General features: G+C 71.2%; 8 protein-coding genes. 6 read left to right on the top strand and 2 right to left on the bottom strand.

Annotation, left to right across the window (positions count from 1 at the left end; all coding sequences use genetic code 11):
• Position 1 precedes the first annotated feature (1 nt).
• Positions 2-5,560 carry a non-ribosomal peptide synthetase/MFS transporter gene (locus tag ID554_RS26835; RefSeq protein ID WP_117228874.1) on the bottom strand — a complete coding sequence of 1,853 codons (5,559 nt, stop codon included), beginning with the start codon at positions 5,558-5,560 and terminating at the stop codon, positions 2-4.
• Positions 5,561-5,715: 155 nt separating this feature from the next.
• On the opposite strand from ID554_RS26835, the gene ID554_RS26830 reads away from it, so the two are divergent.
• Positions 5,716-8,532: a condensation domain-containing protein gene (locus ID554_RS26830; protein ID WP_158573771.1), complete on the top strand. Its 2,817-nt coding sequence runs from the start codon at positions 5,716-5,718 to the stop codon at positions 8,530-8,532.
• Between the two features lie 56 nt (positions 8,533-8,588).
• On the opposite strand, the gene ID554_RS32560 is transcribed toward ID554_RS26830, so the two are convergent.
• Positions 8,589-9,767, bottom strand: coding sequence for a helix-turn-helix domain-containing protein (locus ID554_RS32560; RefSeq protein ID WP_263407308.1), 1,179 nt, complete (start codon positions 9,765-9,767; stop codon positions 8,589-8,591).
• 447 nt (positions 9,768-10,214) lie between these two features.
• On the opposite strand from ID554_RS32560, the gene ID554_RS26820 reads away from it, so the two are divergent.
• The 5 genes from ID554_RS26820 (at position 10,215) to ID554_RS26800 (ending at position 14,253) form a co-directional block, all read left to right on the top strand.
• Complete coding sequence (locus ID554_RS26820; protein ID WP_117228871.1) at positions 10,215-11,006, top strand: GntR family transcriptional regulator; 792 nt, start codon at positions 10,215-10,217, stop codon at positions 11,004-11,006.
• A complete protein-coding gene (locus tag ID554_RS26815; protein WP_117228870.1) occupies positions 11,003-11,557 on the top strand; it encodes a GNAT family N-acetyltransferase in 555 nt (184 codons plus the stop codon). Before ID554_RS26820 ends, ID554_RS26815 begins: the two co-directional genes overlap by 4 nt.
• A gap of 448 nt (positions 11,558-12,005) precedes the next feature.
• A complete protein-coding gene (locus ID554_RS26810) occupies positions 12,006-12,971 on the top strand; it encodes a tetratricopeptide repeat protein (protein WP_117228869.1) in 966 nt (321 codons plus the stop codon).
• A gap of 103 nt (positions 12,972-13,074) precedes the next feature.
• On the top strand, positions 13,075-13,935 hold the full coding sequence (locus tag ID554_RS26805) for a protein phosphatase 2C domain-containing protein (RefSeq protein WP_117228868.1): 861 nt from the start codon (positions 13,075-13,077) through the stop codon (positions 13,933-13,935).
• 111 nt (positions 13,936-14,046) lie between these two features.
• Positions 14,047-14,253 carry a hypothetical protein gene (locus ID554_RS26800; RefSeq protein ID WP_223884270.1) on the top strand — a complete coding sequence of 69 codons (207 nt, stop codon included), beginning with the start codon at positions 14,047-14,049 and terminating at the stop codon, positions 14,251-14,253.
• The last annotated feature ends 25 nt before the right edge of the window (positions 14,254-14,278 follow it).

Here is a 14,278-nt window from a genome sequence, read left to right as displayed (position 1 = left end):
CTCAGTCCACCTTCCCGCCGGCCGCGGCGACCGGTACGCGCTCGTCCCCGGCACCGGCCGACCGGGCCCGGCGTTCCTCGATGCCGACCAGGTCGTCCGGGGGCGCGTCGGGCACCTCGTCGTCGAAGCGGGACAGCACCGGCGTGGCCAGCGACACCAGCGCCGTCACCGCGATGCAGACGCCGAACAGCACGTAGAGCAGCCCGTGACCACGCCCCGGTCCGACCCCGATCACCGCGCCGACCGTGCCGGCCAGCACGCCGTCGGCCAGCAGCATCGGCTCGGTCACCCGGGCGGCGAACGGGGCGACCAGGCCCCAGCCCAGCGGCAGGGTGGACTGCGCCACCATCTGGTTGAGCGCGAAGACCCGCCCGTGCACCCGGGGCGGCACCTTGGTCTGGATGATCGTGTTGTAGACGCCGTTGACGATGGCGAGGGCGAGGTACATGCCGAACGCGCCCAGGCCGATGACCATCAGGTTCGGCCGCAGCCCGGTCACCACGGCGGCCACCGCGATACCGAGGGTGCCGAACAGCACCGCCCGCATCCGGCGTTTCCGGGGGCCGCCCCAGAGCAGCATCACCAGGCCGCCGGTGGCGGCGCCGACCCCGCCGGTCAGCGCGATCCGCGCCACCTCGTTGAGGTCGGCGAAGCCCAGCACCAGCGGGGAGAGCAGGAACAGCACCGGGAAGAGGAAGAAGTTCAGCGCGGCGAAGAACGCCAGCATGGCGCGGAACTCCCGGCGGCGCAGCGCGTACCGCAGCCCGGCGACGATCTCCGCGCCGATGCTCTCGCGGCGTTGCAGGGCGAGCGTACGGGGGAACTTCACGACCGCCAGCACACCGATCGCGAAGAGGTACGACGCCACGTCGATGAGCAGGATGCCGCGCAGCCCGACGGCCTGGAGCAGCGCCACGGCGATCAGCGGAACGGTGAACTGGGTGAGGCCGACAGCGGTCTGGGCGAGGCCGTTGGCGTGGCCGAGGAAACGCTTGGGCACGAGCTGCGGCACCGCCGAGACGAACGCGAGCCGTTGGAACGCCAGCGACACCGACAGCCAGGCGGTGAAGGGATAGAAGTGCCACACCTCGGCCAGGTCGGTCAGCACCAGCACCGCCATCACCGCGTTGCCGCCCCCGGCGGCGACGCAGGCGGAGAGCAGGACACGTCGCCGGCTGAACCGGTCGATCACCGCGCCGGCCAGCGGCGCGACGAGCAGGCCGGGCATCACCGCGAGCACCGCGAAGAGCGCGAACCGGGCCAGCGAGCCGGTCTGCGTGTAGATCCACAGTGGCACGGCGAAGGTGGTCAGCGCGGTGCCCATGCCGGAGACGATCTGCCCTGCCGCGACCAGACCGAAGCGCCGCATGCTCGGCGGCGGCGCGGTGGCCGACCCGGTGTTCCCGCCCGGGGGGCCGTCCGGTCCCCGGTGGGAGACGGCCGCGAGCTGCCAGGCGGGCTCCGTGCCGTCCGGACGCGGCGAGGCGGCGGGCGGCGGGACCGGCTCGGCGCGGGGCGGCGCGCCGGGGCCGGGTGGCCCGGTGGGTGGTGGCGCGGTGAGGTGCCGGTGTACGCCGGTGACGATCTCGGCCAGCTCGGCGGCGCGGTACTTGAGGAAGTAGTGTCCGGCCTCGTCGATCACGGCGAGCGCGGTGCGGTCGCTGAGGAAGTGCCACTCCCGGAAGCGCTCCTCGTGGAAGTCGGTGCTGCGGTCACGCTCGCCGACCACGGAGACGACCGGCGCGCGCAGCGGGCCGGTCCGCTGCCGCATCAGCTCGGTGAAGTACTCCTCGGAGACCTCGGCGTCGTGACGCATGGCGCGGATCAGGAACGTGACCTCGTCCGGCGCCAGTGACCCGACGGAGGTGCCCTGCGCCTGCAACCAGGTGCGGTAGATCCGGTCGCTGCGCAGGCGCTCGGCCAACCGCAGTCGCAACAGCGGACCGAGCAGGCCGCCGACGGGGCGGGCGAACGGGAACACCGCGCCCAGGTACACCGCCTCCAGGTCCCGGCCGGCGGCCTCCAGCCGGCGGGCGACCTCCACGGCCAGCGCCCCGCCGGGGCCGCAGTGTCCGTAGAGGATCAGCGGCCCGGAGACCCGGTCCAGGATCTCCGCGACGACCTCGGCGGCGACGTCCGCGATGGGTGCCGGGTCGTCGGCCAGGCCGATGTCGTGCCCGGGCATGGCCACCGACAGCAGCCGGTACCCGGCTGGCAGAGCGTCGGCCAGCGGCTGGTACACCACCGCGCTGCCGCCACCGTACGGGACGCAGACCAGGGTGGCGACCCGGGCGGCGGCGGGCACCGGTGGGGTGAGTTCGTGTAACAGCCCGCCGCCGCCCGGGCCGTCCCCGGCGACCAGCAGGGCCAGCTCGCGTACGGTGCGGTGGCGGAACAGGTCCATCACGCTGACCGGTGTGCCCCCGTCGACCACGTCGGGCAGCTCCCGACGCAGCCGGGCCACCACCTGGGTGGCGAGCAGGGAATGCCCGCCCAGCTCGAAGAAGTCGTCGGTGGCACCGACCACGGCCACCCCGAGGACGGCTCGCCAGATGTCGGCCACCAGCGTCTCCACCGGACCGGTCGGCGTCTCCCGCTCGCCGGTCGGACCGTCGTCGACGGGCTCGGGCAGGGCCCGCCGGTCCACCTTGCCGTGCTCCTGCAACGGCAGCCGGTCCAGGCACACCCACCGGCTCGGCGCCATGTGCTCGGGCAACCGGTCGGCGAGCCGCCGACGCAGCGCGGCCGGCTCGGGCGCGGCCACGTCGGGTGCCGCTTCCAGGTACGCCACCAGCCGGTCGTCGCGCAACAGCACCGCCGCCTGCCGTACCCCGGGGCAGTCCCGCAGCGCGGCCTCGATCTCGCCGAGCTCGACCCGGTAGCCCCGGATCTTGACCTGGTGGTCGCGGCGGCCGAGGAAGACGAGCTGCCCGTCGGCGCGCCAGCGGCCCAGGTCACCGGTGCGGTACAGGCGCGCGCCGGGCGGACCGTACGGGTCGGGGACGAAACGCTCGTCGGTCAGGTCGGGCCGGTTCAGGTAGCCGCGCGCCAGCCGGTCACCGCCGAGGTACAGCTCTCCGGGCACGCCGACCGGCACCGGGCGCATCCGCTCGTCGAGCACGTACACCCGGGCGTACGGCAGTGGTCGGCCGATCGGCACCGGCCCGGTGGCCGGCCCGTCGGCGGTGACCTCGTACGTGGTGACGCCGACGGTGGCCTCGGTCGGGCCGTAGTGGTTGAACACCCGGGCCGGACCGACGGCGGCGAGCGGGCCGACACGGTCCAGTTCGGACTGCTCGCCGCCGAGGACGAGCGCGCGGGCGGGCAGCAGCTCCCCCGGTTCGGCGTCGGCGGTCAGCGCCCACAGGTGCGACGGGATGATCTTCAGGTAGTCGATGCGCGCGGTCCGCAGCCGCTCGGCGAGTTCGGCGCCGGTGCACCGGCGGGGCAGCAGGTGCACCGCGCCGCCGGTGGCCAGCGCCAGATAGAAGAGGGTGACGCTGAAGTCGAACGACATCGACTGCATCAGCCCGTACCGGGCGGCCGGGACGACCGCGAACCGGTCGGCCACCCCGTCGAGGTAGTGCAGCACCTGCCGGTGCGCCACGGCGACGCCCTTCGGGGTGCCGGTGGAGCCGGAGGTGTAGATGACGTACGCGAGATGCCCGCCGGTGGTGGCGGTGTCCGGCGCGGTGTCGGGCTGGGCCGCGACCTCGGCGGCGATCTCGTCCAGGTGCGCCGTGGCCGCCTCGGCGGGCAGCCGGTCACGCAGGTCGGAGCTGGTCAGCACCACGGTCGGGCAGGCGTCGGCGAGCATCAGGCCCAGCCGGGCGGGGGGCTGCTCCGGGTCCAACGGCAGGTACGCCCCACCGGCCCGCAGCACCCCGAGCAGCGTCGCGGCCAGGTCGACCGACTGGTCCAGCAGCACCCCGACCAGCCGGTCCGGGCCGACGCCACGGCCCCGCAGCCAGTGGGCGAGCTGGTTGGCCCGCCGGTCCAGCTCCCGATACGTGAGCGTGTCGGGGCCGAAGACCACCGCAGGGGCGTCGGGGCTGGCGGCGACATGCGGGGCGATCAGCTCGGCCAGGGTCGTCGCCGGGCCGGTGACCCGGACCACGCCGTCCTGCTCGGGTCGGCCCAGGGCCAGCATCCGGTCCCGTTCGTCCGCGTCGAGCAGGTCCAGGTCGACGACGGGCAGGTCCGGGCGGGCGACCGCGGCGCGCAGCAGCGTCTCCAGGCCGGCGGTCAGCCCGCGTACGGTGGCGGCGTCGAAGAGGTCGGTGTTGTAGACGACCATGCCGCGCAGCCCGTCGACGGTCTCGCCGACGTACAGCGACAGGTCGAAGCGGGCGTTGGCCGCGTCGGTCCCGACGCCCTCGGCGCGCAGATCCTCGGGCCACCGGGTGCCGCCGTGCGCGTAGTTCTGCAGGGTGAACAGCACCTGGAACACCGGGGAGCGGCTCACGTCCCGGGCGACGTTGAGCTCCTTGACCAGGCGTTCGAACGGTATCTCCTGGTGGGCCAGGGCGCGGACGACGGTGGTGCGGGTACGCCGCAGCAGGGTCGCGAAGCTGGGTTCGGCGGTCGCGGTGTCGGGGGTCGCGTCGACCGGGGAGAGGTCGGCGCGCAGGGCGAGGGTGTTGACGAAGAGACCGACGAGGTTCTCCGACTCCGGCACCACCCGGCCGGCGACCGGCGAGCCGATGGCGAAGTCCCGTTGGCCGCTGTAGCGGAACAACACCGCTTGCAGGCCGGTCAGCAGGGTCATGTAGAGGGTGGCCCGGTGGGCGCGGCTGAGTCGGCGTAGTCCGTCGGTGAGGTCGGCGTCGAGGGCGAAGCGGTGGGTTGCACCGGCGTACGACTGCACGGCCGGGCGGGGCCGGTCGGTGGGCAGCTCCAGCGCGGGTACGCCGGCCAGTGTGCTGGTCCAGTAGGCGAAGCCGTCCCCGGTGGCCGGCGCGTCGAGACGGTCCCGCTGCCAGGCGGCGTACTCCAGGTAGCTGGTGGCCGGTGCCGGGGGCGGGGGCGTGCCGTCGCGCAGTGCGCCGTAGGTCGCGGCGATCTCGTCGAGCAGCAGAGTCAGGGACCAACCGTCGCTGACGATGTGGTGCATGACGAGATGCACCAGGTGCTCCTCGTCGCCGAGCCGGACGACGAGCACCCGCAGCAGTGGCGCGACGCCGAGGTCGAACGGGGTGCGTACCGAGGTGGCCACCAGCTCGCGGGCGTCGTCCTCGCCGGGCGCGGCGGTGACGGTGACGGGTACCCGTACGTCGGGTGCGACGTGCACGACGGGTTCGCCGTCGGCGTTCTCGGTGAACCGCATGCGGAGGCTGTCGTGCCGGGCGGCGGTCGCGTCGACGGCGCCCCGCAGCAGCTCGACGTCGAACGGTCCGCGCAGCCGCACGGTCGCGTGGACGAGGTACGCCGCGGTGCCGGGTGTGAGCTGTTCGGTGAACCAGATCCGTTCCTGGCCGAAGGAGAGTCGGGGCGCCCCGGCGGGCGGGGTCGCCGTCGGGATGGCGGGGGTGTCTCGGGCTGGCACGTCGACGTTCGTCACGCTATGCCTCACTCCGATGACGGACGGGAGTCAGTAGTTTGCATCCCGCATCCAACAGGGTGGATCAGCTGATCGGTCCACTGTGTAAGACTCGATCGATCGATCCACCAGCGGAACGGACCGTCGTACCGTCGGGAATGCCATTCGCGGACACGGTGATTCCTGCCGATTGGGCGTCAGAACCGCTGCGCTATGCCGAGTTCTCCGGCGGCGGCGCCGGGGCGGCGCCGCCGACCTGGGCCCAGCAGGTGCTCCTGCGCTCGATCGCCCGGTTCGGCTCCAATCACCGCTTCCTCAACCTGCGGCGGACCGTGCCGGTGTCCCCGCGCGCCGGATTGACCGTGGCGACCGCGACCCAGGCGGTGGGTGCGCTGGTCAGCCGGCATTCCGCGCTGCGCACCCGGCTCCCGGTGGTCGACGGCGGGCACCACCAGGAGACCGCCCCGGCCGGGCTGTTCCCGCTGCTGGTCTGCGCGGGCACCGGTGACGGCGCGCAGGCCGCACGACACGCCGCCGACCGGCTCGGCGACGTCGCGTTCGACCATTCGGCCGAGTGGCCGCTGCGGGTCGCCCTGGTGACGGTGGACGATCGGGTACGACAGATCGTGCTGGTGTTCAGCCACACCACGGTGGACGCCAACGCGGCCGAGATCGTGCTGCGCGACCTGCGGCTGCTCCTGCTGCGCGGCGGCCTGCCCACGCCGCCCGGCCCGCAGTCGGTGGACGTGGCCCGGCTCCAGCACGGGTCCGACCGGCATCGCTCACAGCGGTCGGTGGCGTACTGGCTGCGGGAGTTCGACCGGCTCCCCCGGCAGCCACTGGTCCCGTCCGGGCCGGGCCTGGAGCCGCACCTGCGCCGGGGCGTGCTGGTCTCCTCCGCCGTCGACAAGGCCGCCCGGCTGGTCGCCGCCCGGCATCGGGTCAGCGTCTCCGCCGCGCTGCTCGCCGCATACCACGCGATGGCCGTCGGCGCCTCCGGGCGCGAGCTGTCCGGTCTCTTCCCGATGGCCCACAACCGGTTCCGCACCGAGTACGCGCAGGCGGTGGCCAACCTCGGCCAGATCGGCTTCTGCGTGGTGGACCTGGCCGGGCGCCCCGACTTCGCCGAGCTGCTGCACCGGGTCTGGACAGCGTCGCTGAACGGCCTGCGGCACGCGTACTACGATCCGTCCGCGCTGCGGCACGCCTTCGAGGAGCGGGGCCTCGACTACGGGACGGCGTTCCATCCGCACCACTACTTCAACGACGTCCGGCTGCCGCTCGGCGGCGTCGACAAGGCACCCGAGGTGACCCGGGACGAGTTGCGGGCCGCCATGACGGACAGCACCTTCTCCTGGACCGCCGGGCTGAACGCGGCCTCCTGGCACCTGCTGGCCCACGTCGTCGACGAACCGGACGCGGTGGGCGTCACGCTCACCGTCGACACCCGACACCTGCCGATGGACTCCGTCGAGCCGTTCCTGCGCGGGATGGAGGAGTTGCTGGTCGAGGCGGCCTTCGGCGACGTGCGGTGGCCCTGGTCGCCGAAGGCCACCACGCCCGCCGGGCCGGTCCCGCCCCGCACCGAGGACGTCGAGGCGACGGTGTACGCGGACTTCGCGGGCGGGCGGGCCGCCAGCGCCCCGCTGACCTGGGGGCAGCGCGCCATGTGGCGGACCGTCGAGGAGTTCGAGTCGCCCGAGGCGTACCGGGTGCTGAGTCTCCCCCGCACCCTCGCCGTGCCGACGCGGGCCGAAGTGACCGTGCCCGAGGCGGTGCGGGCTCTCGGCACGCTGGTCGCCCGGCACGGGTCGCTGCGCACCCGGTTCCGCCGCCGGGACGACGAGGTGCACCAGGAGACGGCGGCGTCCGGGCGGCTACCCGTCGGCGTGCACGCCGTACCCCGGCCGCCGGACGACCCCGACGGCCGCGCCGCCGCGGCGGAGCTGGCCACCCGGCTGCGCGAGTCACGCTTCGACCACGTCACCGAGTGGCCGCTGCGGGTCGCCCTGGTCACGGTCGACGGCCGGGTACGCCAGGTCGTGGTGGTGTTCAGCCACGCCACCGTCGACTTCCACGCCACCGACGTCGTCCTGCGTGACCTGCGGAGGCTCCTGCTGCACGGCGCGCTGGACAGGCCGGTCGGTCTCCAGTCGGTGGATCTCGCCGGGCGGGAGCGCGACGCCGAACGACGACGGTCGGAGCGGGCGGTGGCGTACTGGGTGCGGCAGCTTCCCGGCATCGCGGCGAGCCTGTCCGACCCGGTCGGATCCGGGTCGGCGCCCCGCTACCGGCGCGGGTCGCTGGTCTCCCGCGCGGTCCACCACGCGGCGCGCCTGGTCTCGACCCGGCATGCCGTCAGCACCTCCAACGTCGTGCTGGCGGCGACCGCCGCCGGGTTGACCGGAGCCGGCGGGCAGGACTCCTGCGGCATCGTGGTGATGGCCAACAACCGCTTCCAGCCCGGGCACCAGGACGCGGTCGGCACCCTCAACCAGATCGGACTCGCTCGGCTCGACCTGGCCGACCGGCCCGGCTTCGCCGAGCTGCTGTCCCGGGCCCGGCGGGGAGCGCTGGACGCCTACCGGCACGCCTACTACGACCCGGCGGTGTGGGAGCGCACCTTCACCGACCTCGGCCACGACCACCGGACCTTCCTGGCCCCGTACTGCTACCTCAACGACGCCCGCCTGACCCGCGACGTCGACCCGACGGACACGGGCCCGGACGAGACCACGCTGCGGGCGATGGTCGGCGACAGCGAGTTCCGCTGGCTGCCGGAGTTGGCGCGGTTCCCGTGGCGCTGCCGGGTCCAGGTGCTCGACGCGCCCGGCGCGGTCGAGCTGGTCGTCACCGCCGACACCCGGTACTTCCCGGCCGAACGGGTCGAGCCGTTCCTGCGCGGCGTCGAGGCGCTGCTGGTCGAGGCCGCCTTCCGCGACGTGCCCTGGCCGTGGTCCCCCGCTGCGGCCGGCCCGTACGCCGCCGACTGACCGTCACGCCCCGGTACCGCCGGCAGGAGAAGCCGAATCAGGATTCTCGGCGCGGATCATCCCGGTCGACCGGCTCCATCGAGCCCTGCCGGGTCAGACCGGCGAGGGTGGCGAGTCGGGCCATGCCGGCGGAGGCGGGGCTGCTGCGGGCGACCTCGGCGATGACGGTACGGGCGGTGGGGCGGTAGCGGGTTTCGGCGGGTGCGATGGTGTCGGCGTCGACGAGGGCCCCGTTCGGCTGCGGTGTAGTTGCCGACGTGGAGGTAGGCACGCGCGGCGTCGATGAGGTGGGCCGCCCGGTGTTCGGAGGGTAGTTGCCGCCAGCCGTCGCGGCGGACAGCACTCTCGTGGCGGCAGACCGCTTCGGCCATGTCACCGAGGTGCAGGGCCGTGAGGAAGCGGGCCAGGTGCACGGTCGTCGGGCCGAAGCTGGTGTGGTGTGGGTCGGTGTCGTCAGCATGTCGGTCGGCGAGTTCGGCGGCGTGGTCGACGAGGTCGTCGGCGTTGCGACGGTCGTCGCCACCGGCGGCGGCGATTCCGGCCTCAAGGAGCAGGGTTCCCCGTACGGCGTGGTGTGCCGGCAGGTCGGCGGCGGTGACGGCGGCGGTGAGCGCGAGATGGTCGCGGCCGAGTGCGCGCAGGGCCTGGCTGACGGCGATGGTCGCGGCGCCGGTGGCGTCGGGGTTGCTCGCGGCGGCGGTGACGGCCCGGTCGGCGGCGAGCCAGGCGAGGTCGGCGGCGTCGAGCTTGGTCAGCATCGAGGCGGTGATCCGGTAGGCGGGCACCAGCAGCGCCGGAGTGCGGTGAACCGTGTCGAGCAGAGTCGGCAGCGCGCGCAGCAGTTGAGCGTAATGGGCGTGCTGATAGGTCATCCACGCGTGCGCGATCTGCTGCCGTACCTGCTCCGGCGGCACCGTCCGGCCGGATTGACGGTGGTAGCGGGCGAGTGCGGCGCGGATCGCGTCGATCCCGTCAGGGCGGGGCGCTGTTGTCGGCGGGGGTTGTCGGGGGCCGAGTAGGGTCGCCGGATCGAGGCGCAGGACGGTGGCGATGTCCTGGATGACCGAGTAGCGGTCCAGACTGCGTACGCCGCGTTCGACCTTGTCGACCCAGCTCTTCGACTTGCCGATCCGGTCGGCGAAGACCTGCTGACTCATGCCCCGGCGGACGCGCAACTCCGCCACCCGGCGTCCGATCGGCACGGAGTTGTGGTCGCGTCGCTCGCGGCCGGTCACGACTGCCGTCCCGCTGGTGGCGGGCTCGACGTGGTGGATCCTCCGCAGCGGGGACACCACCGGGACTTGACCCGGAACGCGAACAGCCCGACCAGAAAGCCCGGCACCAGACCACCGAACAACGCAACGGGTACGAGATCGACAACCACGATCACTCTCGCTTTCCGGTGAGGTTGAGGAGGAAGTTCATGGGCGAGACTTCTCTCGCAGATACGTCGTCGGCCCGAGCGAGAGCGGTCAGGTAGACGCGGCTCGACTCAAGAGCACGGTTGACTTGTTCGATGTCCCGGGCCAGCTCGCTGGCTTGGTCACCCACACCACACTCCATAAAGTGCTCGCCTCATCTCGCTCCGTAACATTGGATTCATACCAACCATTGCAGCGGACTGGGATGGAGTCAATACCAACCGATAGATTGGTTGGTACGACATCAAGAGGGGTAGTGACGTGGCCCAGCCGAGGTACCGCCAGATCGCGAGCGAACTGCGAGACCAGATCACGTCGGGAGCCCTGCGAGAGGGCGACCGGCTTCCGACCGAGCCGCAGCTACAAGAGCGCTACCGCGCTTCACGCAACACGGTTCGCGATGCGACCGCCCTGCTGGTGAACGAGGGCTTGGTGCAGAGAGTGCCAGGGCGAGGTGGCGGCATGATCGTCCGTCGGAGAGTCACCCTGACGTTCCACGCGCACCGCGCCGAGATGCCCGCCCGACCGACGGCTGAGACAGACGCGTGGCGGTCAGAAGTGGTTGCACAAGGCTACGAGGCGTCGCAGGACTTCTCCTTGACGATCAAGTCGCTCTCATCCGATCTTGCCGAACGCCTTCACGTCGAGCCCGACTCGGGCGCAGTGCTGCGAAGGTGCGTCAGATACGTCAACGGCCAACCGTCTTCGTTGCAAGACACCTACTACCCGATTGACCTGGCCGAGGAGATCCGAGAACTGCTCTCACCGAAGGACATCCCGCAAGGGACCACCAAGCTGCTGGCCGACCGGGGCCATGAGCAGGTGGCCTACTACGACGAGTACATCTCGCGGATGCCGACACCGGAGGAGACGAACCTGCTCGGTCTGCAGCCCGGCACGGCGATCCTGCTTCACATCCGTACCGGATACACCGAGCACCGTCCGATACGAGTCTCCTTCAACATCTTTGCTGGTGACCGAAACCAGATCGTCACCACCCACGGAGACACACGCATCATCGCCAAGTTTCGTCCGGCGGAAGCTCCCGAATGATCATCACGCCGGCCCGGTTGAAGGATGTCGAGGTCATCATGGGTTGGCGCCGGGAGCGCGTGGCATGGCTCGCCGGCCGGGGCGAAGAACAATGGTCCATCCCGCTGCCCCGCTCCGCCGTGGCGTCGACAGTCTCCGCCGGGCAGACGTGGATGGTGTGGGAGGGTAGCGTCCCGATCGCCACTATCACGCTGACCGCGTACGTGGATGTCGACAGCCTCTGGAAGCCCGACCGAGATCCCGAAGCACTGTGGTATCCGCAGGACGACCCGGCCGACGCACTCTATGCCGCAAAAATGATCATTCCGCTTGACCACGCCGGTGCAAACCTGGGCGGTGAACTGCTGGACTGGTCTGGCGGCCGGGCGTACGAGGCCGGGCTGACCTGGTTGCGGCTGGACGCATGGACCAGCAACCACCGGTTGCACGACTACTACCGCCGTCAGGGCTTCCGGCATGTCCGCACCGTCGAGTCTCGCGTCTCCGGGGCGTGCTTCCAACGCCCGTCCCAGCCCTACCGCAACGGCCGCCTCAAGACAGAAGCGGCATGACCACCGCCGCCTCCGGGGAGCGGTCTGGCCGGGCCTCGGGATGCGGCAGCAGGTGTCGGAGTACGAGTCGCAGCGCAGAGTCGCGTACATCACCGAGTACGCAGTGGACCATTGACATCCGCAAAGCGCCGCCAGTTGTGCGCGATGCCGGTCCGGGCCGTCACCCTCGCGAGCAGGGCTATTGCAGTAGTCGCGTTCCGCCTGGTCATGGTCGGATTGCTGGTGGTCAGGCGTCTCAGAGGACGTACTGTGGAGCCTGACCTCGGCGGCCTGGATTGGTGGGAGCCCGCCCCGGCTACCGATCTCCTGACAATCGGGAGGGCCGACTTGGAGCGACGAGAACTAGGACGCGCCGCCCTGTACTCGCTGGCAGCGCTCGCGGTTCCACTCGACTCGTGGCAGGAGATCGCGGAGCGGGGGCGGCGCGCCCAGGGGGGGAACCGTCCCTGTGGGTCGCAGCGAGATCGACGTCGTACGGGACATGCTCGCGGTGTTCAGCAGAGCCGACGAGCGGTTCGGTGGAGGCCATGCCCGCCTCGCTGTTGTCCAATACCTCACGTCTGACGTGTCCGGATACCTCCAAGGACGCTTCGCCACCGACGACGATCGCAGGGCCATGTTCAGCGTGGCGGCCGAGATGACCTACCTCGCCGGCTGGAAAGCCTTCGACTCGTCGCTGCATGGGCTGGCGCAGCGCTACTACGTGCAAGCGCTACGCCTGGCCAACGAAGCAGACGACCGGCCCCTCGCCGGATTCACCCTGCGAGCGATGGCGCACCAGGCGGTTGACCTCGGCCATGGTCACGAGGCCCTGCGACTCGCTGACGCTTCCCTCGAATGGTCGCGGGGACGAGCAACCCCGGCCGCAACCGCGCTCTTCACCATTCTCACCGCACGCGGGTACGCCGCGACGAACGACAAGTCCCGTGCCTCGGCGGCGATAAACGCGGCTGAATCTCATCTCGCGAAGGCGCTGCCCGACGACGAGCCGACCTGGATCCAGACCAGCGGGTTCACCGAGACATCCCTGGCAAGTCAAGCGGGTCAGGCCCTCCGCGACCTGGGCGACCTTCCTGCTGCCGAAGCCCAACTCCACCAGTCGATCGCCACCCGCAACCCCGAGGCGTACCGACGCATCCATACCCTGACGCTTGGCAACCTCGCCGACGTGCAATGCAAACAAGGGCGACTGCGCGAGGCAACCGAGAACTGGAACCACGCCCTGGACGCCATGGTCGGCGTCAGATCCGGCCGCGCATCCTCGGCCGTGAAGAACATCCGAACCCAACTCAGCAGCTTCGGCACCCGCCTTCCGGCCTTCGCCAAGCAACTCGACACACGGGCCACGGCATTCCTGCGCCACGACCCTCCGCCCGCCCACCCACCACCGTCCACCACCGTCCTGACGGGTTGACGCACCGACGGATGTTCCTCAGGCAGCTCGATTCCGCACAGGCCTCACCCTGGGTCGTCCGCAGTCAACACGACGGCGATACCGTCACCAGGAGCGAACTCGCATGCCCGCCACGAACTCACGACCGCATGTAGTCAGCGCCGAGCGGGCCGGACGAGATCGGCCGACCGAGGACCGCATCTTCACCACACCGAACGCCGTCATCGTGCTCGACGGCGCATCACAACCAGGCAACCGCCGACTCGACGGAGGATGGCTCGCCGAACAAGTCGGGCAACGCCTTGCGCAACTCCTGACCGAACACCCCGACATCGGCCTCGTCGACGCATTGACCGAAGCGATCGACCGCATCCGCCACCTGCATGACCTGCAGCCCGGTTCGGCACCGTCGACCACAGTGAGCCTCGTCCGATGGACCGGCAACGATGTCCACATTCTGGTCCTCGGAGACAGCCCCACCATCGTGCTAACCCGTAACGGTGAGATCCACCAGGTCCGCGACGACCGGCTCTCACGGGTCGCCCTCGACCAACACGCAGACCTGCACGAAGCCATTCGACAGAGGGGCGGATTCGGCTTCCAACACGCTGCGGAGTGGACCACGCTCGTGGAGGCGCAGAGGCAAGCCCGCAATACCCCTGAAGGCTATTGGATCGCCGAGGCCGCGCCGGAGGCCGCCCGGCACGCCGTCTACGCGAGGTGGCCCGTCAACGACATCGCAGCGACCCTGACGATGACCGACGGCGTCTCCGACGGCATCGACAACTACCAGACACCCCCAACCTGGAAATCCGCATTCGCGCTCGCCAACCATCACCCGACACGCCTCATCGAGACCGTGCATCAAGCGGAGAAGAACGACGCGGAAGGGCGACGCTGGCCACGCAGCAAACGACACGACGACAAGGCGGTGGCGCTGATACGACTCACCCCAGCCGCACACATCGCCGAACTGATCTCATAGGGGCCGCAGCTCTCCGAGTGTCGCGCGACGTGCTCAGGCCGCCACCGGGTATGCCGCAGAACTACCTCAACAACTCCGTCCGCCGCGTGGAGGATCGCCGGATGTCCCGTCGTGTGGACGGTCCGCCCGGACGCCGACGGCCGGTGGGTGCCGGACTGGGCCGACACCGAGCCGGACCCGGTGCCGGTCCCCACCATCGCCTGGCCGAACGATCCGGCGCACACCGTGGCCCACCTGCTCGCGTGGGTCAACGCCGAGCTGATGAAGAACGTCGCCGAAATCGGCCAACTCCGGTTGGTGCAGGACGCCTCGTCCTGATCGGTGCTCGGATCGTCCCAGCCGT

The organism is Micromonospora craniellae, from assembly GCF_014764405.1.
GTDB lineage: Bacteria > Actinomycetota > Actinomycetes > Mycobacteriales > Micromonosporaceae > Micromonospora > Micromonospora craniellae.
Note: the sequence above shows the minus strand (reverse complement) of the source record. Positions and strands in the feature narration are given on the sequence as shown.

Bases quoted from the DNA above. Each gene is read 5' to 3' on its own strand.
- ID554_RS26815 (WP_117228870.1), top strand. From the start codon at position 11,003: ATGATCATCACGCCGGCCCGGTTGAAGGATGTCGAGGTCATCATGGGT.
- ID554_RS26805 (WP_117228868.1), top strand. From the start codon at position 13,075: ATGCCCGCCACGAACTCACGACCGCATGTAGTCAGCGCCGAGCGGGCC.